The organism is Kribbella soli (assembly GCF_004331345.1).
Classification (GTDB): Bacteria; Actinomycetota; Actinomycetes; order Propionibacteriales; family Kribbellaceae; genus Kribbella; species Kribbella soli.
Map to the genome: position 1 here is coordinate 203553 of NZ_SJJZ01000001.1, position 26334 is coordinate 229886.

Annotated in this window: 21 protein-coding genes and 1 pseudogene; 16 read left to right on the top strand and 6 right to left on the bottom strand. The window is 68.1% G+C overall.

Features of this window, described 5'->3' with window-relative positions:
- Nucleotides 1–55: 55 nt before the first annotated feature.
- Together E0H45_RS43070 and E0H45_RS01020 are read right to left on the bottom strand one after the other, a co-directional pair.
- Nucleotides 56–1426, bottom strand: coding sequence for a chitinase (locus E0H45_RS43070; protein ID WP_131334376.1), 1371 nt, complete (start codon nt 1424–1426; stop codon nt 56–58).
- Nucleotides 1423–3294 (bottom strand): ricin-type beta-trefoil lectin domain protein, encoded by a 1872-nt coding sequence (locus E0H45_RS01020; protein ID WP_131334377.1) that lies wholly within the window; start codon nt 3292–3294, stop codon nt 1423–1425. Before E0H45_RS01020 ends, E0H45_RS43070 begins: the two co-directional genes overlap by 4 nt.
- Before the next feature lie 235 nt (nt 3295–3529).
- Here E0H45_RS01020 and E0H45_RS01025 point away from each other — a divergent pair, with 235 nt between their 5' ends.
- Nucleotides 3530–4756 carry a glycoside hydrolase family 16 protein gene (locus E0H45_RS01025; protein ID WP_131334378.1) on the top strand — a complete coding sequence of 409 codons (1227 nt, stop codon included), beginning with the start codon at nt 3530–3532 and terminating at the stop codon, nt 4754–4756.
- On the opposite strand, the gene E0H45_RS01030 is transcribed toward E0H45_RS01025, so the two are convergent.
- Nucleotides 4753–5928 (bottom strand): ROK family transcriptional regulator, encoded by a 1176-nt coding sequence (locus E0H45_RS01030; protein WP_131334379.1) that lies wholly within the window; start codon nt 5926–5928, stop codon nt 4753–4755. The two genes, E0H45_RS01025 and E0H45_RS01030, sit on opposite strands and share 4 nt — an antisense overlap.
- Before the next feature lie 243 nt (nt 5929–6171).
- Between E0H45_RS01030 and E0H45_RS01035 the strand changes: the two genes are divergently transcribed.
- From E0H45_RS01035 to E0H45_RS01075, 9 genes are all read left to right on the top strand, one after another.
- Entirely contained in the window at nt 6172–7185 is a 1014-nt protein-coding gene (locus E0H45_RS01035) for a LacI family DNA-binding transcriptional regulator (RefSeq protein WP_131334380.1), read from the top strand.
- A gap of 165 nt (nt 7186–7350) precedes the next feature.
- Nucleotides 7351–9042: an ABC transporter substrate-binding protein gene (locus E0H45_RS01040; protein WP_131334381.1), complete on the top strand. Its 1692-nt coding sequence runs from the start codon at nt 7351–7353 to the stop codon at nt 9040–9042.
- A 58-nt stretch (nt 9043–9100) separates the two neighbouring features.
- Entirely contained in the window at nt 9101–10114 is a 1014-nt protein-coding gene (locus tag E0H45_RS01045; protein WP_131334382.1) for an ABC transporter ATP-binding protein, read from the top strand.
- Complete coding sequence (locus tag E0H45_RS01050) at nt 10111–11091, top strand: ABC transporter permease (RefSeq protein ID WP_131334383.1); 981 nt, start codon at nt 10111–10113, stop codon at nt 11089–11091. Before E0H45_RS01045 ends, E0H45_RS01050 begins: the two co-directional genes overlap by 4 nt.
- A gap of 1 nt (nt 11092) precedes the next feature.
- On the top strand, nt 11093–12124 hold the full coding sequence (locus E0H45_RS01055) for an ABC transporter permease (protein WP_131334384.1): 1032 nt from the start codon (nt 11093–11095) through the stop codon (nt 12122–12124).
- Nucleotides 12121–13119, top strand: coding sequence for an ABC transporter ATP-binding protein (locus tag E0H45_RS01060; protein WP_131334385.1), 999 nt, complete (start codon nt 12121–12123; stop codon nt 13117–13119). Before E0H45_RS01055 ends, E0H45_RS01060 begins: the two co-directional genes overlap by 4 nt.
- Nucleotides 13120–13210: 91 nt before the next feature.
- A complete protein-coding gene (locus E0H45_RS01065) occupies nt 13211–14608 on the top strand; it encodes a GH1 family beta-glucosidase (protein ID WP_131334386.1) in 1398 nt (465 codons plus the stop codon).
- A gap of 116 nt (nt 14609–14724) precedes the next feature.
- Nucleotides 14725–15861, top strand: a complete 1137-nt coding sequence (locus E0H45_RS01070; protein ID WP_131334387.1) for an NAD(P)/FAD-dependent oxidoreductase — start codon at nt 14725–14727, stop codon at nt 15859–15861.
- Nucleotides 15862–15874: 13 nt separating this feature from the next.
- Entirely contained in the window at nt 15875–16444 is a 570-nt protein-coding gene (locus E0H45_RS01075; protein WP_131334388.1) for an OsmC family protein, read from the top strand.
- A 56-nt stretch (nt 16445–16500) separates the two neighbouring features.
- Here E0H45_RS01075 and E0H45_RS01080 read toward each other — a convergent pair whose 3' ends face one another.
- Both E0H45_RS01080 and E0H45_RS01085 read right to left on the bottom strand, forming a co-directional pair.
- A complete protein-coding gene (locus E0H45_RS01080) occupies nt 16501–18033 on the bottom strand; it encodes an alpha/beta hydrolase (RefSeq protein WP_165546323.1) in 1533 nt (510 codons plus the stop codon).
- 21 nt (nt 18034–18054) lie between these two features.
- Nucleotides 18055–18264: pseudogene (locus E0H45_RS01085) on the bottom strand (hypothetical protein); the annotation flags it as partial.
- Nucleotides 18265–18334: 70 nt separating this feature from the next.
- Between E0H45_RS01085 and E0H45_RS01090 the strand changes: the two are divergent.
- From E0H45_RS01090 to E0H45_RS01110, 5 genes are all read left to right on the top strand, one after another.
- Complete coding sequence (locus E0H45_RS01090) at nt 18335–19894, top strand: beta-N-acetylhexosaminidase (RefSeq protein WP_131334391.1); 1560 nt, start codon at nt 18335–18337, stop codon at nt 19892–19894.
- A 410-nt stretch (nt 19895–20304) separates the two neighbouring features.
- Nucleotides 20305–21027 (top strand): SDR family NAD(P)-dependent oxidoreductase, encoded by a 723-nt coding sequence (locus E0H45_RS01095; RefSeq protein WP_202872163.1) that lies wholly within the window; start codon nt 20305–20307, stop codon nt 21025–21027.
- A gap of 11 nt (nt 21028–21038) precedes the next feature.
- On the top strand, nt 21039–21764 hold the full coding sequence (locus tag E0H45_RS01100) for a FadR/GntR family transcriptional regulator (RefSeq protein WP_238154731.1): 726 nt from the start codon (nt 21039–21041) through the stop codon (nt 21762–21764).
- Complete coding sequence (dgoD, locus tag E0H45_RS01105; RefSeq protein WP_131334394.1) at nt 21761–22906, top strand: galactonate dehydratase; 1146 nt, start codon at nt 21761–21763, stop codon at nt 22904–22906. The genes E0H45_RS01100 and dgoD overlap by 4 nt, the downstream gene beginning before the upstream one ends.
- Nucleotides 22900–23679, top strand: a complete 780-nt coding sequence (locus E0H45_RS01110) for a hypothetical protein (RefSeq protein WP_131334395.1) — start codon at nt 22900–22902, stop codon at nt 23677–23679. Before dgoD ends, E0H45_RS01110 begins: the two co-directional genes overlap by 7 nt.
- 2 nt (nt 23680–23681) lie before the next feature.
- Here E0H45_RS01110 and E0H45_RS01115 read toward each other — a convergent pair whose 3' ends face one another.
- Nucleotides 23682–25472, bottom strand: a complete 1791-nt coding sequence (locus tag E0H45_RS01115; protein ID WP_131334396.1) for a sialidase family protein — start codon at nt 25470–25472, stop codon at nt 23682–23684.
- A 127-nt stretch (nt 25473–25599) separates the two neighbouring features.
- Between E0H45_RS01115 and E0H45_RS01120 the strand changes: the two genes are divergently transcribed.
- Entirely contained in the window at nt 25600–26220 is a 621-nt protein-coding gene (locus E0H45_RS01120) for a bifunctional 4-hydroxy-2-oxoglutarate aldolase/2-dehydro-3-deoxy-phosphogluconate aldolase (RefSeq protein ID WP_131334397.1), read from the top strand.
- Nucleotides 26221–26334: the final 114 nt, after the last annotated feature.

A 26334-nucleotide genomic window follows, 5' to 3' on the forward strand; every position in this document is an offset into this window, starting at 1 on the left:
CGGCCGCCCGTGGAGGCGAGCCGTCGCGGGCCGATTGTGATGGCCTGGCGATCCGCTATCCCCGGTAGCGTCCGATCACCTTCGAGAAGTCCCACGGGTTCTGGGAGACGCCGGAGCAGGTGTCGGCGCCGCCGCCCGTGCACGGACGGTCGCGGTTCACCGACCAGAACGTGAACCGGGCCAGGTGGTGCTCGGACGCGTAGGACAGCATCGACTCGAAGTCCGACAGGTTGACGCGCTCACCGGCCACGTCGGTGATGCCGTTCATCGAGGAGATGCCGATCTTGCGGTACGCCGCGTCGTCGGTCAGCCCGTACTTCGCCTTGACCTGGTTCTTCAGTCCGTCGGCCGCCTGCCGGGTCAGCGTGCCCATGTTGGTCGACCCGCCGCCGAAGTCGAACGGCATGATCACCCAGCCGTCCAGGTTCAGCCCGGAGTTCGCACCCCGCTGGATCAGGTCCTGTCCGTTCCCGTCCGGACCGGACGTCGTGGTGCCGAACGTCAGGTACGTCGCGATCCCAGGGTTGTTCTGCTCGACGATCTTCAGCGCGTCGACGACCTTCTGCCGGACGGCCGGCTGCGAGAACTCCTGGTCCTCGATGTCGACGTCGATCGCCTTCAGCGACAGCGCGTTGATCACCTTCTGGTACGCCGCCGCAAGCTCGCTCGCCGTCCCGCAGCTCTGCCCGAGCTTGTTGCCGGACCAGCCGCCGACCGAGACCACGACGTCGCCGCCGTTGGACCGGATCGTGTTGATCGCCTGCTGGTCGACGCCACCGGTCAGCGGCCGGTTCCCGTCCCACTGCGGGTTGCAGTACCCGTTGGACAGGATGAACGCCATCGTGAACCACTTCACCCCGGCCGCGTTCATCACGGTCGCCGGGTTCGGCGGCTCACCCCAGCCCTGATAGAGGTACGGCGCCGCCGCCATCGGCGCACCGCCCGCAGGCGGAGGCCCGTCGTCCGCGGCCGGCACGTTCCACTTCTGGTTCGCCGCACCGGTGCACGTCCACAACTGCAGCGGGGTGGCATTCGCGGAATTGTTGCCGGTGACATCGAGGCACTTGTTCGCCTGCGGGTTCACGAGGTCGCGGCCGGACGTGTACGTCCACTGCTGCGCCGCGGACCCGTTGCACGTCCACAGCTGGACCTTCGCACCGTTGGCGACGGAGCCCGCGTTGACGTCGAGGCACTTGCCCAGCGCCCGCAGTGTCCCGTCACTCGACCGGGTCCACTGCTGCGCGCTCGTCCCGTTGCAGTCGTACAGCTGGACCGCCGTACCGTCCGCACTGTTCGCGCCTGCTACGTCCGCACACTTCCCGGCCAGGCCGGTGATCGTCCCGGTCGCTGCCTGCGCGGGACTGGCCGTCATCAACAGACCACCGCCGAGCACCAGGGCCGCGGCGGCCGCCGCCACCCGCCTCATGAGACGGTCCACTTCTGGTTCGCAGCGCCCGTGCAGGTCCAGATCTGCAGCGGGGTCGCGTTGGCAGAATTGTTGCCGGTGACATCAAGACACTTGTTCGCCTGTGGATTCACCAGATCTCTCCCACTCGTATAGGTCCATTGCTGGGCGGCGCTGCCGTTGCACGAATACAGCTGCACTCGCGCGCCGTCGGCCACGGAGCCGGCATTGATGTCGAGGCATTTGCCGAGAGCACGGATCGTCCCGTCGCCAGGGCGGGACCACTGCTGGGCCGTCGTACCGTTGCAGTCGTACAGCTGGACCGCCGTACCGTCCGCGGCGTTGGCGCCGGCGACGTCCATGCACTTGCCGGCCAGCCCCGTGATCTGTCCGCCACCGCCACCGCTGTCACCGCTCTGCGAACCGGACCAGGTGAAGGTGGCCGACGTCTTGGTCGGCAGCGTGTAGACGAAGGACTGCGAGCCCCAGTTCACCCGCACGGACTGCGAGCTCCCCGTGGTGTTGAAGGCGATCAGGGCCTTGGAGCCGTCCGGGTTCTTCCAGGCCACGTTCTTCACCGAGCTGTTCGCGGTCGAGTCGATCCGCAGCGCGCCCGGCTTCACGAACTTCGTCAGGTGGCCCATCGTGTAGTACTCGACGGTCTTGGTGACCTGACCGCGCTGGCTGTCGTTGCGGTGCACCGTGACGAGACCGGTGCAGACGTTGCAGCCGGCGCCGACGTACGGCAGGTGGTTCTCGTCCAGGGCGATACCCCACTTGACCCACGACTTGTCCCAGTTGCGGGTGTAGTCGACCAGGTTGTTCATGTCCTCGGCCTGCTGGTTCGCGATCCACGTACCGCCGGAGTGCTCGGTCATGTAGGCGTTCACGCCCGGGTACTGGTTGTGCACCTGGGTCTGCAGGTTCACGTCGCCGCCGTACCCGTGCCAGGCGATGCCGCCGAAGTTCGGGTGGTTGCGCAGCGCGGCGTCCGCGATCGGGACCGAACCGAGGTCGTTGTAGTTGCCCCAGTTGTAGTCGAGGATCAGCACCTTCGTGGTCAGCCCGGCGGCCTGCAGCGCGGGCATCAGGTTGTTCTTGGTGAACTCGAGCAGGCCGGAGCCGTTCCAGTTCATCGACGCGTACCCGGTCGAGTCCGAGCCGCAGCAGGTCGGCTCGTTCTGCACCGAGATGTAGTCGATGTGGTTGCCCTGGGCCTCGTTCTGCTGCAGGTACTTGACGAAGTACTGCGCGTACGTCGGCGCGTACTCCCACTTCAGCCAGCCGCGGTGGACGAAGTCGTTGTTGTCCTTCATCCAGGCCGGCGCGCTCCACGGCGAACCCATGACCTTCAAAGCAGGGTTGAGCTGCCGCGCCTGCTTGGTGAGCGGTACGACGTCCGCGAGGTCGTGCTGGATGCTGAAGTCGTTCAGGTCGCAGCAGGTGTCGTCGTAGGAGTAGTTGAACCGGGCCAGGTCGGAGGCGCCCATCGGGTTCCGGACGAAGGCGAGGCCGATCCCGTTGACCGGGTCGAACAGGTCCTTCATCACCTGGTCGCGGGTTGCGGCCGAGATCACGTTGCTGCTGTTCAGCAGCCACGCCGAACTGTCGGCGAACGACGCACCGCCGCCCTCGAAGGACTGGTACGTCGTGTTCTCGTTGACGGTGACGGTCTGGTTCGCCGAGCCGCCGGCCGGGCCGAAGTTCACCGGCGTCTGCTGCTGCAGACCGCGGGTCACGTTCTGGCCGGCCGAGTCGTTGGTGGTGGTCAGCCAGATGTTGACCTGTTCACCGGCGGCCTGGGCGGGTGAGGCGGTTCCGAAGCCGATCCCGGCGGCGGCCACGCAGAGCGCAGCAACCGCGAGCGGCAGGAGACGTTTCGCGGGCATGGGGCGGTTCTCCCTGTTATTAAAGGAGTTTCGGGGCGGTGAAGTTGTCGGCGTCTGCCCGCGCCGCAACAGCTGGTCAGCACGAGGTAACCATCCGTGCTGACCGCTGTCAACGCCGGAACCGAGACTTTTTTCAGATCTTTTAATTAGTCCCGGGGTTGACGTGGGAGCGTTCTCACGGCACGCTGCGGGCCATTCCTCGCCCTCATTCAGACGCCCCCGAAATGAGGTACTCATGAAGCGTCCCCGCTTGCTCGCGCTCGTCGGGATCGGTGCCGCACTGATCGGCACCGCCCTCCTCCAGCCCGCGGCCTCCACGCACCAGCAGGCCGCCGCGGCAACGACCGCAACGGTCTGGGAGGACAACTTCGACGGCCCGTCCGGCCAGGCCCCCGATCCCGCCAAGTGGCGGTACGACATCGGCGGCAGCGGCTGGGGCAACAACGAGATGGAGTACTACACCAACAGCACCCGCAACTCCGCGCTGGACGGCAACGGCAACCTGGTGATCACCGCCCGGCAGGAGAACGGCGGCTTCCAGTGCCACTACGGCCCGTGCCAGTACACGTCGGCCCGGTTGCTCACCGCGCAGACCTTCACCCAGACGTACGGCCGCTTCGAGGCCCGCATCAAGATCCCCCGCGGGCAAGGGATCTGGCCCGCGTTCTGGATGCTCGGCGGCGGCAACTGGCCGAACGACGGCGAGATCGACATCATGGAGAACATCGGCAAGGAGCCCGCGACCGTGCACGGCACGATCCACGGACCCGGGTACTCCGGCGCCGGCGGGATCGGTGCCGCGTACAACCATCCGAACGGCTGGTCGTTCGCCGACGACTTCCACACCTTCGCGGTGGACTGGGCCCCGGACTCGATCACCTGGTACGTCGACGGCGTGCAGTACCAGCGCCGTACGCCGGCCGACCTGAACGGCAACGCGTGGGTCTTCAACCACCCGTTCTTCATGATCCTGAACCTCGCGGTCGGCGGCTACTGGCCGGGCTACCCGGACGGTACGACGCAGTTCCCGCAGACCATGACCGTCGACTACGTCCGCGTCTCCACCCTCGGAAGCTCCGGCGGCACCGGCTCGCAGATCACCGGCCTCGCCGGCAAGTGCCTCGACGTGGCCGGCGCGAACGCCGCTGACGGTACGACGGTGCAGCTGTACGACTGCAACGGCACCAACGCGCAGAAGTGGACCCGTCCGGGCGACGGCACGATCCGTGCCCTGGGCAAGTGCCTCGACGTGGCGAACGCCGCCACCGCCGACGGCACCAGAGTCCAGATCGCCACCTGCAACGGCAACGCGGCCCAACAGTGGACCTACACAGGTGGCCACGATCTAGTGAATCCGCAGGCGAACAAGTGCCTCGATGTCACCGGCAACAACGCCGCCAACGCAACCCCGACCCAGATCTGGACCTGCTCCGGCGGCGCGAACCAGAAGTGGACCGTCTAACGGACCACGCCTCCGTCACGAAGTAGTCGTACGACGGGAAGGGTCGCGGCGCCGAGTGCGACGGCGTCGCGGCCCAGCTCGCACAGGACGATAGACACCTGTGCGTACGGGCGCCGGAGCGCATGCTTGCCTACCTCGGTGCGCAGCTCGTCCAGGTGCTTCTCGCCCAGCAACAGTCCTGCCCAGCCGCCGAGGACGATGCGCTCGGGGTTGACCAGGTTGACCAGGTTCGCGAACCCCGCGGCCAGGTAGCCGATCGTGTCGTTGACGATTGTCGTCGCCGGCTCGGTCGTAGCCTCCAGCAGCTCGACGAACGCCGTCTCTTCGTCGCCGTCGACAGTCCCGCCGGCGAGGCGGTACCGGTCGAGGACGCCTTCCGCGCCGACGTACGCCTCGAGGCATCCCAAAGCGCCGCAGCGGCATTGGCGGCCGCCGTACACGATCGTCATGTGACCCCATTCGCCCGCGCTGCTGCGTGCGCCGCGGTAGCTGGATCCACCGGCCACCAGGGCCGATCCGACACCGGAGCCGACCAGTGCGACGACGGCGTCGGTCGCGCCGCGGCCCGCGCCGAACCACATCTCCGCCTGACCGAGCATGTTCGCGCCGTTGTCCACGTGCACCGGAATATCGGTGCCCTCGGCAAGCAGCTCGGCGAGCGGGACGGCCTCCCAGCCGAGCGTCTGCGCGTCGACGATCGCGTTGTCCTCGACCACACCGGCGACCGCGACACCGAGCCCCAGCACCTGCTCGGACTGGATGCCGGAGGCAGCGACCACGGTCGAAAGCCCTTCCAGTACGTGCTTCACGACCTCTTCGGGCGTCGGTGTGGCGATCGGGTGGTCGGCGCGCGCCAGCACGTTCATAGCCAGGTCGAACAGTTCGACCCGGACCCGGGTCTCCCCGACCTCGGCGCCCACGACGTACCGGAATGTTGGTGCCACCCGCAACAGCACGCGCGGCCGGCCGCCCTCGGACTCGACCGAGCCGGCTTCCTCGACCACGCCTTCGGCGATCAGTTCGGCGACCAGGTTGCTGACGCTCGCCGCGCTGAGTGAGGTCCGGACGGTCAGCTCCTGGCGGCTCAGCGGGCCCTCGCGGTAGATGCCGGTGAGGATCACCGAGCGGTTGGACCGGCGCATGTCACGCACCGTGGTCCGGCGTACTTCCATCCCACTACCTCACACCTGGCATCGCGCGCGGCCCCGGGCAGGCTGCTCGACCCCGAGTTCATCATGCCGCCCCGCGTGGCGGAAGAGGTCCCTTCTTCCAACTCGTGAACTAAGCCGCGATTCGTTACCACTCCGTGATTGACGGCCCGTTGCGGTCTCGGCTTTGATCTACGGAACCGCTTCCGAAACCGGTTCCGGCCCGCAGACGTTGCACCACCCCGACCGCCCGAGGGGAGAGTCAGCATGTCCATCACGATCGCCGATGTCGCGGCCCGTGCCGGTGTCAGCAAGACGACCGTGTCACGCGTCCTCAACGGCAAGGGCGAGCTGGATCTGCGCACCGCCGAGCGGGTCCGGCAGGTGATCGCCGAGCTCGGCTACGTGCCGAGCGCCCGCGCGGTCGGACTGGCCCGCGGCCGGACCCGGATCGTCGGGATGCTGGTCCCCTCGCTCACCTGGCCCTGGATGGGCGAGGTGCTGCAGGGCGCGGTCGACGTGGTCGAGAGCGAGGGCTACGGGCTGCTGCTGTTCACCTTCAACCGGGGTGAGGAATCCATGCAGCAGTTCGCGTCCCAGGTCTCGGCGCAGTCGTTCGACGGCCTGCTGGTGATCGAGCCCGAGGGCACGCTCACCTACATCGAGCAACTCCACGCGCGTGGTCTGCCGGTGGTCCTGATCGACGACCGCGACAAGCGCCCGCAGTTCCCGTCCGTCGCCACCACGAACTACGCCGGCGGCGAGTCCGCCGCCCGGCACCTGCTGGAGCTCGGCCGTCGCCGGCCACTGGTGATCACCGGCGTCGAACGCTTCGGCTGTACCCACGAACGCCTGGACGGTTTCCGCGACACCTACGCGGAAGCCGGCGTCGAGCTCGACCCGAGACTCGTGTTCGAGGGCGACTTCACCCACGAGAGCGGACGCCGCGGCGTCCAGTACGCGCTCGACGAGCGACTCGAGTTCGACGCGGTCTTCGCCCACAACGACCTCTCCGCCGGCGGTGCCATCCAGGCCGTCCGGGAGACCGGGCGGAACGTGCCGAACGACGTGTCGGTGGTCGGGTTCGACGACATCCCGTACGCCGAGCACACCGAGCCGCCGCTGACCACGGTGCATCAGCCGATGCGCCAGATGGGTCAGGCCGCGGCCCGGATGCTGATGGCCTACTTCGGCGGCACGCCGCTGCCCGAGACCCCCCAAGTGCTGCCGACGACCCTCATCGTCCGCAGCTCAACCGCCCCGAAGACTCGGTCCCACTAGAAGCTCCGGCGGCGGGGCAGCTGCCCTTGTCCCGCCGCCGGCGTACCCCTCGATATCGATCCGTTAAGGCGTCCGCTCTTCCCATGAGAGCGTTCTCACGCCACGATGCAGTCGCCCTCCCGGCTCAGGGGAGGGCATCCGCCAACAGATTCACAGGAGGAACCGATGCGAGCACGACGTACAGTCGCGCTGGCCCTCACGGGCTTGCTCGCGGCAGCCGCTCTGGCTGCTTGTAGCAGCGGGGACGGGAAGTCCGGCAGCTCCGGCGACAACGGCTCGGGCACCGCCGCGACCGTTCTGAACATCGGCATGCCCAACGGTCCGCAGACCGAGAACCACAACCCGTTCCTCGGCTCCTCCTCGGGCGCCTCCTTGGGCTACCGCTGGATGATCTTCGAGCCGCTGGTGATGATCAACGGGATCAAGCCGACCGAGCCCGGCAAGCCCTGGCTGGCGACCGAGTGGAAGTGGGACGCCAACTACACCAAGCTCTCGCTGACGATCCGCGAGGGCGTGAAGTTCTCCGACGGTCAGCCGATGACCGCCGACGACGTGGCGTACTCGTTCCAGATCCGCAAGGACAACGAGGGCCTCAACCAGGACGCGATCCCGTACGGCACGATCACCGCGTCCGGCAACAAGGTCGACCTGACCTTCACCCGGTCGCAGTTCACCAACCAGAACAAGATCCTGACCGTGTTCGTGATCCCGAAGCACCAGTGGTCAACGCTCAAGGACCCGAGCCAGGACACCCTGAAGAGCCCGATCGGCACCGGTCCGTACACGGTGAAGTCGTTCACCCCGCAGACCACCACGCTGACGTTGCGCGACTCGTACTGGCAGGACCTCCCGAAGGTCAAGGAGCTGCGGTACACGTCGTACAACGACAACAACGCGCAGACCACCGCGCTGGCCAACGGCGCGTCGGAGTGGAGCTTCGTCTTCGTCCCGAACGTGAAGGCCGTCTACCAGGACAAGGACCCGAAGAACCACAAGCTGTGGTTCCCGGCGAACCTCGGCATCCACGGTCTGTGGATCAACACCACCCGCAAGCCCTTCGACAACCCGGCGTTGCGGCGCGCGATGAACCTGGTGATCAACCGCGACGACATCTTCCAGCAGGGCGAGGCCGGGTACTTCTACCCGAAGGTCGAGTCCATGACCGGCATCCCGACGCCGGCCGGTGAGTCCTTCATCGCCCCGGAGTACAAGGATCTGAAGCACAAGGTCGACGTGGACGCGGCCAAGAAGGAACTCACCGACGCCGGGTTCAAGCTCGAGGGCGACGCGCTCAAGGACCCGACCGGCAAGCCGGTGACGATCACGCTGACCGACCCGGCCGGCTGGTCCGACTACGTCACCGACCTGGAGATCATCAAGGACAACCTGTCCACGATCGGGATCAAGGCGACCGTCGACAAGGCCAACCAGGACGCCTGGTTCAAGAACATCGACGAGGGCAACTTCGACGCCGCGATGCACTGGACGAACGGCGGCGCGACGCCGTACGACATCTACCAGAACATCATGGACGGCAAGATCCTGAAGCCGGTCGGCAAGGGCGGCGTGAGTGGCAACTACGGGCGGTTCAACAGCCCGGAGGCGACCAAGGCGCTCGACCAGTACGCGAACGCCGCGGACGACGCGGCCCGCACCGCCGCGCTGAACACGCTGCAGAAGATCATGGTCGAGCAGATGCCGATCATCCCCACCTCGGCGTCCAACGTCGGCGGTCTCTACAGCACCAAGAACTGGGTCGGCTGGCCCGACGAGCAGAACCAGTACGGGCCGGCACAGCCGACCCAGCAGAACGCTCTGCAGATCATCCTGAACCTCAAGCCGGCCGGCAGCCAGTAATTCGGACCGCGGCGCCGGAGGGCTCTCCTCCGGCGCCGCGAGCCGTGATTGGAGTCTTATGACGGTCACCGAGACCGAGGTTGTCCTGGAGGCCGAGGGCCTCACCAAGCATTTCCCGGTACGGCGCGGACTCCGCGACCTGCTCACCCGCGAGCACAAGGCCGTGCACGCGGTGGACGACGTGAAACTCACGCTGCGCCGGGGCCGGGTGACCGCGCTGGTCGGCGAGTCCGGTTCGGGCAAGTCGACCGTGGCCCGGCTGCTCGCCCAGTTGTACGCGCGGACGTCGGGTGACATCCGGCTGCACGGCGAATCGGTGACGGTACGCGGCGGCCGCAAGTTCCGCGCGTACTGCCGCCAGGTGCAGATGATCTTCCAGGACCCGTTCGCCTCGCTGAACCCGACGCACACCGTGCGGTACCACCTGACCCGGTCGCTGCGCATTCACGGTCGCGCGGGCGACCTCGAGGACAACCTGCGCGACCTCCTGGTGCAGGTGCAACTCACTCCCCCGGAGCGCTACCTGGACAAGTTCCCGCACGAGCTCTCCGGTGGTCAGCGGCAGCGCGTGTCGATCGCCCGCGCGCTCGGCGCGGACCCGGAGGCGCTGCTCGCCGACGAGCCGGTCTCGATGCTCGACGTGTCGATCCGCCTCGGCGTACTGAACCTGCTGCGGGACCTGAAAGAACGACTCAACCTCGCCATCCTCTACATCACCCACGACATCGCCTCGGCCCGGTATTTCGCCGACGAGACGCTGGTGATGTACGCCGGCCGCATGGTCGAGGGCGGCGACTCCGAGACCGTCACGCAGAACCCCGCGCACCCGTACACGCGACTGCTGATCGAGAGCGCGCCGGATCCCGATCGACTCGGCGAGCTGAGCAAGCCCGAGGACCAGGCCGGCGGCGAACCGCCCAGCCTGATCGCGCCGCCGGGCGGTTGCCGGTTCAATCCGCGCTGCGTGCACGCGATGCCGAAGTGTGCGACCGATCTCCCGCCCCGCTTCGAGCTGCCGGCCCAGGGTCACTGGGCCGCGTGCTGGCTCTACGAAGAGGGGGCCACGAAGTGAAGTTCCTCCTGCAGCGGCTGGCGTTCTACGTCTTCACCGCATGGGCCGCGCTGACCATCAACTTCTTCATCCCGCGGCTGATCCCGGGTGACCCGGTGACGTCGCTGATCAACAAGTTCCAGGGCCAGATGAGCACCGACGCGATCAACTCGCTGTACGTGCTGTTCGGCCTGGACAAGAACGCGTCGATCGGGAGCCAGTACGTCGACTACTGGGGGCAGGTGTTCCACGGCGACCTCGGGCTGTCTTTCACGTTCTTCCCGACCCCGGTCTCGGAGATCCTCCGGCAGAGCCTGCCGTGGACGATCGCACTGGTCGGCATCACCACGTTCGCCAGCTTCATGATCGGTACGTCGCTCGGCGTGCTGGCCGGCTGGCGGCGCGGCTCGATCATGGACGGACTGTTGCCGGTGACAACATTCCTGTCGTCGATCCCGTACTTCTGGCTCGGTCTGCTGGCGATCACGCTGCTCGCCGGACCGGACAGCTTCTTCCCGTCGTCCGGTGGGTACGAACCGGGGTTGGTCCCGTCGTGGAACGCCGAGTTCATCGGCAGCGCCGTACAGCACAGCCTGCTGCCGGCGATCACGATCCTGATCTCGTCGGTGAGCGGCTGGATCCTCACCATGCGGAACATGATGGTGACGGTGGCCTCCGAGGACTACATCACCGTCGCGCACGCCAAGGGCTTGCCCGAGCGCCGTGTGATGGTCAGCTACGCGGCCCGGAACGCGCTGCTCCCGAACGTTTCCGGTTTCGCGCTGTCGCTCGGCTTCATCGTCGGCGGCACGCTGCTGGTGGAGATCGTGTTCTCCTACCCGGGCATCGGCTACAACCTGTTCCAGGCCGTCGGCGCGAAGGACTACCCGCTGATGCAGGGCGTCTTCCTGGTGATCACGCTGTCGGTCCTGGTGGCCAATCTGCTCGCCGACGTCGCGTACCTGCTCCTCGACCCGCGTACCCGGAAGGAGGGCTGACGTGTCCGCACCCACCAGCACCATCACCGCGGTCACGCCGGAGGGCCCGGAAGTCGCGGCTGTTCCGGCCAAGCGCCGCCGGTTGCGGTTCGTCGCGAACCCGAAGGCCGCGACCGGTCTGGTCGTACTCGCGTTCTTCTGCCTGATCGCGATCATCGGCCCGTGGATCGCGCCGTTCGACCCGTCCGCCCGGAGCAGCGACCTGATCCAGGCTCCGTCCGGCAAGCACTGGTTCGGTACGACGCACCTCGGCCAGGACATCTTCAGCCAGGTGCTCGTCGGCACCCGCGGCGTGATGTTCGTCGGTCTCCTGGCAGGCCTGGTCGCGACCACGTTGTCGATCCTGATCGGCGTCAGCGCGGGCTTCCTCGGCGGCGCCGCGGACGACAGCCTGTCCGCGTTGTCCAACGTTTTCCTGGTGATTCCGGCGCTCCCGCTGATCATCATCGTCGCCTCGACGATCCCGTCGGCCGGTGACCTGATGGTTGCCTTGGTCATCGGTTTGACGTCGTGGGCGTGGGGCGCTCGGGTACTGCGGGCGCAAACGTTGTCCTTGCGCCGGCGGGACTACGTCGAGGCCGCGCGGGCGACCGGTGAGAGCACTTGGCGGATCATCACGTTCGAGATCATGCCGAACCTGACCGCGATCATCGCGTCCGGATTCGTCGGCACGGTGATCTTCGCGGTGATGTCCGAGATCACTCTGGCCTTCATCGGAATCTCGACGATCTCCGAATGGAACTGGGGCACGATCCTGTTCTGGGCGCAGAGCCAGCAGGCGCTCGCGCAGGGCGCGTGGTGGTGGTTCGTCCCGGCCGGGCTCGCGATCGCGGTCCTCGGTACGGCGCTGTCGCTGATCAACTTCGGCATCGACGAGTTCGTCAGCCCGCGGTTGCGGTCGAGCGGTCACACCCGGGTAAAGACGAAAGACGGGCACTCGGTGCGGATGCGGGTCGGGTTCACGCCCGTCCTGTCGTCGAAGGCCGCGCCGGTGACTCCCGTCGTACCCCGTCGTGAGGAGGAGGTCGCGTGAAGACGCCGGTGCTGGAGATCAAGAACTTTCACGTCGACTACGGGCTCGGGGACGAAGCGGTGCAGGCGGTGCGGGACGTCACGCTGACACTGCACCGCGGCGAGGTACTCGGGCTGGCCGGCGAGAGCGGCAGCGGGAAGTCGACGCTGGCGTACGGCGTGACACGGCTGCTGCCGCCGCCCGGCGTGATCAGCGGCGGGTCGGTCGTCTACCACCCGCCGAGCGGCGATCCGTACGACGTGATGGCGCTGACCGACACGGAACTGCGGAAGTTCCGCTGGGCCGAGACGTCGATCGTGTTCCAGGGCGCGATGAACTCGCTGAACCCGGTGCACAAGGTCTCGACCCAGATGCTCGACGTGATCAAGGCGCACGAGCCGCAACTGACGCCGCAGGCCCGGATCGCCCGGGCTCAGGAAATGCTGAAACTCGTCGGGATTTCCGCGGACCGGATGGACGCGTACCCGCATCAGCTGTCCGGCGGGATGCGGCAGCGGGTGATGATCGGGATGGCGCTCGTCCTCGAGCCGCAGGTCGTGATCATGGACGAGCCGACGACCGCGCTGGACGTCGTGATGCAGCGGCAGATCCTCGCGCAACTGGTCGAGCTGCGCGAGCGGCTCGGGTTCTCGGTGCTGTTCATCACGCACGACCTGTCGTTGCTGGTCGAGTTCTCCGACCGGATCGCCATCATGTACGGCGGCCGCATCGTCGAGGAAGCCCGCTCTGCGGATCTGTACAAGGACTCCCTGCATCCTTACAGCGAAGGTCTGCTCAAGTCCTTCCCCGCCTTGCGTGGCGCCCGCCGGGAGCTCGCCGGAATCCCAGGCTCCCCGCCGGACCTCCGCGGAATGCCTTCTGGGTGTTCATTTCATCCGCGCTGTCCGCAGGCGTTCGACCGTTGCTCCGCCGAGATTCCTGTCCTGGGCATTCCCTCGGCCCGCAACGATCCCAACCGTTCCGTCGCGTGCTGGCTTCCGGGCCGCACTGCTTAGAAGGGCGACCTATGAACGAGCGAAGCGAGTTCATCATCAAGCACAGAGCATCTCGTGTCTCATCCGCGCCCGGAGCGAAGCGAGGACGTGGATGAGCACAACATCTGTCTCGGGGGCGGCCGAACTGGTCGCGGGGCTTCCGTCCGGATTCCGCTGGGGAGTCGCGACGTCGGCCTACCAGATCGAGGGCGCGATCGCGGAGGACGGCCGGACGCCGTCGATCTGGGACACGTACTGCCGGGTGCCGGGTGCGATCGACAACGGCGACGTGGGTGACATCGCCTGCGACCACTACCACCGGATGCCGCAAGACGTTGCCCTGATCAAGGACCTCGGCCTGGACACGTACCGGTTCTCGGTGGCGTGGCCGCGGGTCCAGCCGCGCGGCAAGGGCCCGGTGAACCCAGCCGGGATCGGGTTCTACGACCGGCTCGTCGACGAGTTGCTTGCCCAGGGCGTCGATCCCTGGGTGACGCTGTACCACTGGGACCTGCCTCAGGAGCTCGAGGACGCGGGCGGCTGGCCCGTGCGCGACACGGCGTACCGGTTCGCGGAGTACGCGATGCTGGTGTTCGACGCGTTGAAGGACCGGGTCAACACCTGGACGACGCTCAACGAGCCGTGGTGCTCGGCGATGCTCGGCTACGCGTACGGCGCGCATGCTCCGGGACGGCGCGAGTACCCGGCAGCGTTGGCCGCCGTACATCATCTGCTGCTCGGGCACGGTCTGGCGACCCGGGCGATGCGCGAGGCGTCACCGCGCAAGCTCGATATCGGCATCACGCTGAACGTCGCGACGTCGTACCCCGCTTCCGATGCGGAGCCGGACGTCGACGCGGCGCGGCGCGCGGACGGGATGGGGCGGCGGATCTACCTCGACCCGCTGGTGCACGGGCACTACCCGGCCGACGTGGTCGCGGACCTCGCGCGGGAAGGGGTCGAGCTGCCGATCGAGGACGGCGACCTGGAGATCATCGCGGCCCCGATCGATGTCCTCGGGGTGAACTACTACTTCAGCCAGAAGTTCACCGGGTACGCCGAGGACGGCAGCACCGAAGACGCTCAGGGCCTTCCAGTAAGTCGCGACGTACCGCTGGGCAAGCCACGCACCGCAATGGACTGGGAGATCGTCCCCGAGGGATTCACCGACCTCCTGCTCAGCATCGCCCGCGACTACCCCGGCCTCCCGATGGTCATCACCGAGAACGGCTCCGCCTTCGAGGACGTGCCCGACGAGAACGGCTACGTCGACGACACCGACCGCACGGCGTACTTCACGTCTCACCTCGGCGCGGTAGCCGACGCCATAGCCCAAGGCGCCGACATCCGCGGCTACCTGGCCTGGTCCCTGCTGGACAACTTCGAATGGGCCTACGGCTACGTCAAACGCTTCGGCATCATCCGAGTCGACTACGAAACCCAGAAGCGAACCCCCAAAGCCAGCGCCTACTACCTCAAGGAGCTCGCCGAGCGGCACCGGAGCGAGTAGGCCTTAGCTGGCGAATGTGGAGAACTCGTGGAGATTGTGGTCTCCACGGGCTCTCCAAGTTTCGGGGCTCCGGGCGGCGGAGAGTCGACCCCATCACTTGAGGATGGGGGCGGACGATGTACGACGTGGTGGTGGTCGGGGCCCGGTGCGCGGGGGCTGCGACCGCGAGATTGCTGGCCGGGACCGGCCGCGACGTGGTGATCGTCGACAAGGCGCGGCTGCCGAGCGACACGGTGTCGACCCACGGGCTGCTGCGCGGCGGCGTGGTCCAGCTGTCCCGCTGGGGCCTGCTCGATCGCGTCTTCGCGACCGGCGCACCCGCGATCACGCAGGTGCTTTTCGACATCGAGGGGGACTCGAAGGTACGGCGGATCAAGCAGCGGGCCGGTGTGGACAGCCTGGTCGCACCACGCCGGTACGTGCTGGACGAACTACTCGCGGACGCCGCCGTGGAGTCGGGCGCGGAACTCCGGACCGGGGTGACCGTGACCGGACTGCTGCGCTCGGACGACGGCCGGGTCGCCGGCGTCGCCGGCCATGACGCGAACGGCGGCCGAGTCGAACTGCCCGCCCGCCTCGTGATCGGCGCGGACGGCCGCGGGTCACGGATGGCCGACCTCGTCGGCGCCGAGAAGCTCGAGCAGTTCACCTCGCCGTGCGCCGTCTTCTACACCTATGTATCCGGTCTCGCACCGGATACCTACGCGTTCCACATCGGGAAGGACACGTTCGCCGGTGTCTTCCCGACCAATGACGCCGCCTGCGTCTGGCTGATCCGGCCCACCCCGCTGCTCGAACCGGTCCGTACGGCCGGCTCCCACCGGTCGAAGGCCTTCGTCGAACAACTCGACCTGCTCGTTCCCGACCTCGGCGAACGAGTGCGCGCGGGCCGCATCACCGAGCGACTCCGCGGTACGGCGAACCTGCCGAACTACCGCCGTCGATCCCACGGTCCGGGGTGGGCGCTGGTCGGAGACGCCGGTTACCACCGGGACCCGATCACCGGGCACGGCATCACCGACGCTTTCCGGGACGCCGAACTGCTGGCGACCGCTGTCGACCAGGACGATCTGCCGTCGTACCAGGGGATCCGGGACGTGATGGCTCGCGAGGTCTTCGACCTGACCCGCGCACTGACCGCCTTCCCGGCACCGGAGCGCTTCGTCGAGCTGCAACTGCAGCTCAGTGACGCGCTCGAACGCGAGGCCGACACGCTCGCCTCGTTTCCAGAACTCACCGCACTTGCCGCTTGAAGGGACCAGCACCATGACCGCAACCACGACCGACAAGAGCCGCAACGGAGTCGACGTCGCCACCTTGTTCGCAACGCTCGACGCCGTCAAGGCCCAGCCGGAGATCGCCCGCTTCCAGTTCCGCGCCACCAACCGGTGGATCAGCGGCACCCACAACCGCGGCACGATCAACGGGTACTACGGAGCAGGCCAGGAGAACACGCGCTCCGCCGACTTCACCTTCGACGCCGATCACCCGCCGGTACTGGTCGGCGGCGACAACGGCCCGACCCCGGCCGAGCACCTGCTGCACGCCCTCGCGGCGTGCCTGACCGCGGGTCTGGCCAACATCGCGGCGGCGCGGGGCATCGACCTCGAGGAGGTCACGTCGACGGTCGAAGGCGACATCAACCTGCTCGGCATCCTCGGGCTCGACCCCGAGGTCCGCAACGGGTACGAGGCGATCCGCGTCGTGTTCCACGTGAAGGGCGACGCCGAGGCGGAGAAGCTCCGCGCCCTCGTCGAGCAGTCCCGCAGCCGCTCGGCGGTGTACGACGTGATCACCCACGGCGTACCGGTATCGATCGACGTCGCGACAGCCTGAGGGGTCGCGCAAAGAGGTGGCGCGCAGCAGGCGTCACCTCTTTGCGGACCTCTAACTCACCGCGGCGCGCAGAAGACGCCGTCGGCGACCGGCTCCGTCGCGATGCCCGAGCCGGCCAGCAGGTCACGTACCCCCGAGGTCAACCACACCGACCCCGGGGGTGCGTCGTCGGCGAGCCCGATCGCGACCTGTACGCCGTACGCGTCGAGCTCGCGTTCGTCCTTGGGTACTTCGGCGATCGCGACACCGAGCCGGTCGCCGTCCCGCAACTGGGCAAGCCCCGCGCGCACCGCGGTGGCCGGACCGTCGAACAACACCACCGGCCGGCCGGCCGGGCCGACGCGGCGACGGCCACCTGCCGCGGACAAGCCGGCCACCATGTCGTCCGACCGGGTGCCGGCCGGTACTACGACCGCGGCGAGCGCCAGCGGGCGCGCAACCGGATCGGGAAGATCGCGCAGAAACCCCTCGATCGCGTCGAGGATCTGATCCGGGTTCCCGGAGACGAAGTGGTCGTTGCCTTCCAGCTGCTCGAACCGCGCACCGGGGATGCGATCCGCGAGGTACCGCGAACCGCCGATGTCGACCAGTGCGTCACCGGACCGATGCAGTACCAGCGTCGGAACCCGTACGGCGGGCAACGCGTCGCGGACGTCCACGAGCGAGTTCATGTCCATCAGCGCCCGGACGGTCGACGGTGTCGCAGACGCTCGCATCCGCTGCGCCCACCAGCGCCGCATCGGCTCGTCGGCCGACGGACAGCGCAGCACCATGTCGGCTTCCCAGTCCCACTTGTTCACGAGGAGCTGGGTGTACGCCTCCCGCTCCTCCTGGGGCTGCGCCCACGGATAGTCCTCGGACCACACCCGCTTGGCGTAGGTGCCGTACAGGACCAGCCCGGCCACCCGCTCCGGGTGCGCAGCCGCGCCCAGGATCGACATCGGGCCGCCCTCGGAGTACCCGACCAGCACGGCCCGGCGCGAGCCGACCGCGTCCATCACCGCGAGGACGTCGTGCATCCGCGTCTCGACGTCGGGGATGCCGGACGGCCGGTCCGACATCCCGGTGCCGCGCTTGTCGAACCGGATCAGCCGCCCGAAGGACCCGAGCCGGTGCAGGAAGTGCGCGTGCCGGGGATCCGCCCAGTCGAGCTCGAGGTGCGAAATGAAACCCGACACCAGCACGATGTCGAGATCGCCGCCGCCGGTCACCTGGTAAGCGATGTGGAGCCCATCGCTGACCGTGTACCTGATCGGCTCGGCCGGCCGCAGCCCGGACTGCGTCTCGACCGGCGCGACGAACCGGTAGCCGCGGCCGTGCAGCGTGCGGATCATCCGCTGGCTGTGACCGTCGTCCCCGAGCGCCCGCCGTACCTGCTTGATCCGGCTGGTGACGGCCGTCTCGCTGACGAAGCGACCACCCCAGACGCTGTCCATCAGTTCCTCTTTCGGAACCACCCGATCACGGTGCGAGACGAGATACGCCAATACGTCGAACGCCTGCGGCTCCAGCGGCACAGGGGCCCCACCCCGCCGTACCTCGAACAACGCCGGGTCGAACTCCAGGTCCCCACCAAACCCAAGCACCACACTCCGACTATGCCGAACCAACTACCCGAAGTCAGCAAGTCGCAGTTCAACTCCGAGGTCCTCGGTGCGTTGGCGGGTGTCTTCGGACAGCTCGCTGTCGGTGATGATGACGTCGAGCTCCTCCAGCGGCGCGACCTGGAATTTCGAGGCGGTGCCGTACTTCGTGCTGTCTGCCAGGAGGACCGTGGTGGCGGCGGATGACATCGCGGCGCGTTTTAGGTCGACCTCGTCGAGGGTGGGGGCGCTGTGACATCGGTGCTAGTGGTACCCCGGACGCGTTGTATTGCCGCAGACTCGTCCCATGATCCCTGTACCCGCTCTCCTCTCCCCCGCCGACGGATCCTTCACCCTCACCGCATCCTCCGGAGTCGCCGCGCCGCCTGAACTCGCCGGCCCCGTTGCCCGCTTCGTCGAGGATCTGCAGCTCGACTGCGGTCTCGCGCTGGCCGGCGACTCGGGTATCACCGTGGAGCTCGGCCCGGTGGACGACGTACCGCCGGCTGCTGGTGTGCGTGCTGACGGTTCGGATGTTGACGAGCGCCACGGGCTGGAGGTGACGGTCGAGGGCGTCCGGATCTGGGGGCCGACGCCGGAAGCTGTCCATCGAGGCCTCACCTCGCTTCGCCAGCTCGTCTCCGCTCAGTTGCAGGACGGTACGGCGGTGCTGCCGGCCGCTCGGATCGTCGACGGGCCGCGGTTCGCGTGGCGTGGGTTGTCGCTCGACGTCGTACGGACGTTCCACGCGCCGGCCGAAGTACGGCGAATCATCGACATGCTCGCGCTGTACAAGCTCAACGTGCTGCACCTTCATCTCACCGACGACCAGGGCTGGCGGGTCGAAGTACCGTCGCGGCCCGCGTTGACCGAGGTGGGTGCAACCGGCGCGATCGGGGATCGTCCCGGTGGGTTCTACAGCCTGGCGGAGCTGGCCGAGCTCGTCGCGTATGCGGCCGACCGGTACGTGACCGTCGTACCCGAGATCGACATGCCCGGGCACACGTCGGCGGTGTTCAAGGCGTACCCGGAGCTGGGGCCGTCGGAGGCGCAGTCGATTGACCTGGGCAACGGCGACAGTCTGCATCTCGGCACGCTCGATCCCGGCCGGGATGAGACGTGGGCGTTCGTCGAGGAGGTTCTGGACGCGGTCATCCCGCAGTTCCCGCGGAGTGCGTACGTGCACATCGGCGGTGACGAGACCTGGGGCATGGCCGACGAGGACCACGCGGCGTTCGTCGAGAAGGCGTCTGCGCTCGTCCGGGAGCGCGGGAAGAAGGTTGTCGGCTGGCAGGAGATCGCGCGCGCGAAACTCGACTCCGAGGATGTCGTGCAGTACTGGCTGGATCTCGACATCGACAAAATGGGCGAGAACCCGGACGCCCCGACGCCGCCCGCGGACCTGCTGCCGGTGCTGGTCGAGGCGCTACGCAAGGCGAAGTACGACGCCCCGAAGGCGCTCGAGCAAGGCGCGAAGCTGATCGTCTCCCCGGTGACCTGGCTGTACTTCGACCGCCCGCACGCCGACACATCCGCCGACCCCGAACAGGAGAAGGCCCGCGAACGCCTGGGCCTCGAGTTCTACGGCGCCGCCTCCATCGAACACGGCATCTCCTGGGACCCGGCCGACATCGTCGACCCCGACCAGATCGCCGGCATCGAGGCCGCCATCTGGTGCGAAACGGTCACCAGTTCCGACGACCTGGAACTCCTGCTGCTCCCCCGCATCCCCGGCCTCGCGGAAAAGGCCTGGTCCCGCCAGACCACCAACTGGCCCGAGTACGCCACCCGGCTCGCCCAGCAGTCCCCCACCTGGCGCAACCGCACCTGGACCTGGTTGCAGTCAACCGAGGTGGACTGGAAGTAGGAACTGCGGACCTGTGCCACTGACCAACCCAGCGGACGGGGCATCGCCGACACGCTGTCGAGCGTGGGCCCGCGGGACCACGGGCAGTTGGTGAGTGCCACACGTCCGGATCTGCAGGCCATCACAATCGCCCGCCCAGGGCCGGTCCCCGCGGGCCGTCCTTTGGAGGCGGTGATTGTGATGGCCTGGCGATCCGCGCCCAGTCCACTCAGGTCGCCAGCAGGTGGCAGTAGGTGCGGCCCAGTCGGCGCGGTCGTTGTAGCCGCCGTCACAGGTGGCAATATTAATTCGTAAATTACTAGCAAATCGCTTGACCGGGCACTGTGGTTCACGGTCAACTGATGCCTCGTTCATCGGTTGGAAGCGGCCTGCCTCCGTGCTTGGGCAGGAGCGGATCGAAGGAGGCGCGGGTGCGGCTGGCTGGGCGGGTGATCGTGGTGACCGGAGCCGCGTCGGGGATCGGCGCGGCCTGCGTCGAGCGGGCTCTGACCGAGGGCGCGCAGGTCGTGCAGGTCGACGTACATCCCTGCAAGGACGTGCCGGGCAAGGCGATCAGCGTCGTCGGCGACGTGTCGTCGCAGGACACCTGGGCGGAGGTCCGGTCCCGCGGCCGTGACGAGCTCGGCCCGATCGACGGCCTGGTCAGCAACGCGGTCGTCGTCGACGTGAAGCCGGCTCACGAGCTGTCGCCGCCGTCCTGGCAACGCCAGCTCGACGTCAACCTGACCGCGGCCTTCCTCGGTTTCCAGGCCGTGTACGACGACCTGGTCGCGAACGCCGGCTCCGTCGTACTGGTCTCCTCGGTCCACGCGATCGCAGGCCTCCCCGGACATCCGGCGTACGCCGCGACGAAGGGCGCACTGATCTCGCTCGGACGCCAACTGGCTGTCGAATACGGTCACTCGATCCGGGTGAACACCGTGCTTCCGGGCCCGGTCGTCACCGCGATGTGGGACCGCGTCGACACCGAGGGCCGCGAACGCAGTGCACAGGCGACGGCACTCGGACGGCTCGGCCAGCCGGACGAGGTCGCCCAGGCGGTGGCGTTCTTACTGTCGTCCGAGGCGTCGTTCGTGACGGCAGCCAGCCTGGTGGTCGACGGCGGATGGTCCGCGGTGAAGGACTCGGCGTGAGGGAGAGCGGTGTGACGGGGATTCAGCGCGGGGTTTCGCGCGGGCTGCACGGGCAGATCGTGGAGGTGATGGCGGAGCGCATCCTGTCCGGCCAGATCCCGGAGAGGGCGACCATCAACGTGACCGAACTGCAGTCCGACCTCGGGGTCAGCCTGACCGCGGTCCGGGAGGCGTTGAAGGTACTGACCGCGAAGGGCCTGGTCGACGCGCGGCAGAAGCGTGGCACGTTCGTCCGGCCGCGCTCCGACTGGAACCTGCTCGACGCGGACATGATCCGTTGGCACTTCAAGGACGCCGACGCCCGGCCCGAGCTGCTCGAGGAGCTGCACGAGGTGCGCGGGATCGTCGAGCCGGCAGCGGCTCGGCTGGCCGCGCTGCGATCCGACGACGCGGACCTCACGGCACTTGACGAGGCACTCGCGGCGATGGAATCCGCGGGTGACAACGTGGCCGCGGCGGCCGCGGACCTCGCGTTCCACCGCGCGCTGCTCGCGGCAACGGGCAACGAACTGCTGACCAAGATGGAAGTGATCATGGAAACCGGGCTCGCCGACCGCGATCGGCTGGTGCACAAGCTGAAGCCGTCGGACGATCCGGTGCCGAGCCACCGGCGCGTCGTGGATGCGGTCCGCGCGCACGATCCCGAGGCCGCCGAACTCGCGATGCGGGAACTGCTCGCGAAGGCGGCCGAGGACCTCACCGAGGTCCGCGGATCGACCCGGCGGCGGCGCCGGTGAAGATCGAGAGGATCGAGACGTTCCTGGTTCCGCCGCGCTGGTTGTTCTGCCGGATCGAGACGAGCGACGGTGTGGTCGGGTGGGGCGAGCCGGTCGTCGAAGGGCGCGCCGAGGTCGTCCGGGCCGCGATCGACGTACTGTCGGAGTACCTGATCGGCCAGGATCCGCTGCAGATCGAGCGACACTGGCAAGTGCTGACGAAGGGCGGCTTCTACCGGGGTGGGCCGGTGCTGAGCAGCGCGGTCGCCGGGCTCGATCATGCGCTGTGGGACATCGCCGGGAAGGTGTACGGCGCTCCCGTCGCCGCGCTCCTCGGCGGGCGGGTCCGGGATCGGGTCCGCGTCTACGCCTGGGTCGGCGGGGACGAACCGTCCGCGATCGGTGAGTCCGTCGCGGAGCAGGTCGCGGCCGGGATGACGGCCGTGAAGATGAACGCCAGCGGGCAGATCCAGACCTCGCCGTCCGTTGCCGAGGTCAACGACATCGTCGACCGGCTCGCTGCCGCTCGTGCGGTCCTCGGGGATTCCCGCGACGTCGCGATCGACCTGCACGGACGGGTCGGCGTGGCCGCGGCGCGGCGGATCCTGCACGCGGTCGAGGACCTGCAGCCGATGTTCGTCGAGGAGCCGGTGCTGCCGGAGCAGATGGCACACCTGGCCGAGGTGGTCGCGACGTCGACGGTGCCGGTTGCTCTCGGCGAGCGCCTGTACCACCGGTCCGACTTCATGGCGCCGCTGAACGCCGGCGTCGCGGTCGTGCAGCCCGATGTCTCGCACGCCGGCGGGATCTCCGAGCTGCGACGCATCGCCGTACTCGCGGATTCCCATGGTGCACTGCTCGCGCCGCATTGTCCCCTCGGGCCGATCTCGTTGGCGGCCTCGTTGCAGGTGTCGTTCGCGACGCCGAACTTCCTGATCCAGGAGCAGAGCCGGGGCATCCACTACAACGTGACGAGCGACCTCACGTCGTACGTCGTGGATCCCGCGCCGTTCACCTGGGTCAATGGTCACGCGGAGTGGAATCCCCTGCCCGGCTTGGGAATCACGGTCGACGAGGAGGCCGTCCGCGCCGCGGACCGAACCGGCCACGCCTGGCGCAATCCGGTGTGGACCCACGAAGACGGATCATTCGCCGAATGGTGACCATCGACGCTGCCGACGGTGGCCGCTGGACCTCTCTGCAGCTCGGTGGCCGCGAATGGCTCTGGGCCGGACCCGGCCTGATCACCGGCCCGCGTACCGATCTCGCCACCTTCATCGACGCGGGCGGCGTCGACGAATGCTTCCCCACCGTCCGCGGGTTCCCTGACCACGGCGGTCTCTGGAATCAGCCGTGGGACGGGACCGTCGCGTACGACGACGCGATCCTGACGCGGGCGTTCACCGCCGGCGCGGACACCGTCAGCGTCGACTACCACTTGGAGGCTCCGGCCGGCTACCGCTTCATCTGGGCCGCCCACGCGCTCCTCGACTGCGTGCCCGGCGCAACCATCTCCGTCCAACCCGGGACCGAGTGCCGCCTGTATCCCGAGGCCGCTCCGTGGTTGCCGTGGACCTGGCCGGGCGACGCTCCCTGGGTGACCGCCGTCTGGCCCACCCCTCTCGAACTCGGAACCTTCGGCCCGACCGACGGGACTGCTGCAGGCGCGGTCCTGGTGGACTGCCCGACTGTCGCGGTCCGCGATCGGGGCTCCGAGCTCACCCTGACCTTGAGTTGCCCGGGGCAACCAGTCTCCACCGCACTGTGGCGCAACCAGGGTGGCTTCCCGGACGATGCGCCGTACCGGAGTCTCGGGGTCGAGCCGATGCTGGGCCGCGTGTTCGACCTGGCGACCGCCGGTCCGGGCGACGCCGCGGTGGTGCCGGAGAGCGGTGAACTGACCTGGCGGTTGACGCTGTCCGCCAGGTCAGTGTGATGTCACCCGAGCGGCAGATCGAGTACGGCGTTGGGCACCGACGTGCTGTTGGTGGTGCGGATGCTGTTGAGTTCGGTTGCGGTCAGGGCGCGTTTGTAGATCCGGACCTCGTCCATCGAGCCGTCGAAGTGGTGCGCGCCGTCGAGGCGTTGCCCGACGTACATCTTGAAGGGTCGGCCGGGGCTGACCGATCCGGCCGGGGCCGTGACACTCGCGGCCTGGGCGCCGTCGACCCAGATCGAGAGGGTGCCGGCCTTGCGTTGCAGGGCGACGTGGTGCCAGGCGTTGTCGTTGTAGGCCTTCGTCGTCTGGACGGCCGCCGTGTTGCCGCCGGTGGTGATCAGGCCGCGGATGCGACTGTCCGCGGGCTCGGCGCGGAGCCAGAACTGCGAGAACTCGTTGATGTTGTAGCCCCAGAAGATCGCCTGAGGTGCGGTACTGCCGCCGTACTTGATCCAGGCCATCGCGGTGAAGTCACCCGCGCCGACCGCCAGCGACTCGGCGAACGGGAGCTGGATCGCATCGTCGATGCCGTCGAGGTCTCTCGCCTGCCCGAACTTGCCGGTGACGGCCGTGGTGCCGCCGCGCAGGTAGCTGTCGTTGTGCAGGCCGGACACGTCGGGGGTCGTGGTGCCGAGCGGCGCGTCGGGGTGACCGATGTCGTTCTCGGTGAAGCGGGCGAAGCGGATCTGGTCGCGGGCGTCGACCGTACCGCCTTCGTACAGCAGGCCGATCTCGCCGGTGTCGAGGATCGCCAGGTCGGAGTACCCGGACCAGTCGCTGGTGATTCTGGTGCCCTCGGCAACGGTCTGCCAGGTCTTGCCCTCGTCGAAGCTCGACCGGATCGTCATGTACCGCCGCCGATCCGGATCAGCCGGCGCCGCGAACAGGAGGCGGTTGTACTTGTCGCCCTGGTCGACCGCCCTGAGGCGTTGCAGCGACCCCTGGACGACGGGCGTGGTCAGCCCGGCGATGGTCGCGAACGGCGCGGAAAACGTTTGACCGCCGTCGTTGCTGACCGCGGCCATCCGGCTCGCGCCCGACGTACCGGCGTTGTTGCGTGCACCGGCGTACACACCGCCGTCGACCTTCTCGACGACGCTGATCTCCTGCGGAGTGGCGTCCGAGCGGAGGTCGGTCGCGCCCTTGTGCCACGTCTCTCCGTGGTCGTCGCTGTAGACGAGCTGGCCCGCGTTCTTGCCGGCGCCGTTGTCGTAGTTGGTGCCTGCGACCAGGCGGCCGGCGTGGGCACCGCGGGTGAGCTGGATGCCGTGCACGGGGCCGGTCGCGTACCAGCCCCAGGCCGGGTCGTCGATCTGGTCGCCGATGTTCTTCGCCTTGCTCCACGTCTTCCCGTCGTCATCACTGACCTGGACGTACGGCGTGCGCGGGCGGCTCGTCGTACCGGGGTCCATCGTGCTCAGCAGCACGATCCGGCCGGTCTCGTAGTCGACGATCGGCGCCGGGTTGCCGCGGGTGGCGACCGCGTTCGGGTCGGTGTCGGTGCCGGAGAGGACCGTTTGGGTCGCCGACCAGGTACGGCCGTCGTCCTCGGAACGGCGCATCACGAGGTCGATCTCCTGGGAGTCCGCGCACCACGCGCGGCGGGCCTCGGCGAACGCGAGCAGCGTTCCGGCCTTGGTCTTCACGATCGCGGGAATGCGATAACAGCCGAATCCGGCGTCCCCTTTGTTGAAGAGCACGGTCTGGGTGACGGCGGCTTGAGCCGGCGGCGCCGGGATGGTGAGCGTGGCCAAGGCCAGCGCTATGAGCAGGGCTTTGAGCTTAGGCATGAGCGGATGCCTCCTGAAAGTAAACAACGGGGCGGTTGTCCACTTCGAAATTTAGCCACACATTCGACGTCCACGCCAGACCTCATGGGACGTCCTATGTCTTCATCGATCACATAGGTTGGGGATTATGGATCTGCTTGCCGAACTCCGGAGCCGGAAACTGCTCGCGATCATCCGCGCCGACGGGGCGGACACCGCCTTCGCCTGCGTCCAGACCCTCGTCGAGGCCGGGATCACGGCGCTCGAGGTCTCGCTCACCACGCCCGGCGGCGTCGAGGCGATCGCCAAGGCGCGGGCGCAGTACGACCCGAACATCCTGATCGGCGCCGGCACCGTCGTCACCGCTCTTCAGGCCGACGAGGTGGCCGCCGCGAACGCCGACTTCACCGTCACCCCTGCGATCACGCGCGGCGCCCACCGCTCGGTCGAGCTCGGCCTGCCGCTGCTGTGCGGCGCCCTCACGCCCACCGAGGTCGTGGCTGCCCTGGATCTCGGCGCCACCGCCGTCAAGATCTTCCCCGCCAAGGTCCACGGCCCCAGCTACCTCTCCGAACTCCGCGCACCCCTCCCCGACGCTCCACTCATCGCCGTCGGCGGCATCGACGCGGTATCCGCCCCGAAGTACCTCGCCGCCGGCGCCCTCGCGGTCGGCGTCGGCTCCCCCCTCCTCGGCGACGCCGGCACCGGCGGCTCCCTATCCGAACTAGCAATCCGCGCAAGCACCTTCCGCACCGCCCTCAACGTCTGACGCCAAGGCCCCCGCTCCCGTTGAATTTGCCTGGTTGACCAGGCAATTTGGCTGGTCAACCAGGCAAATCGGGGGTTCCGGACCCTCCACGACGCTCCGGAACCCCGCATTTGG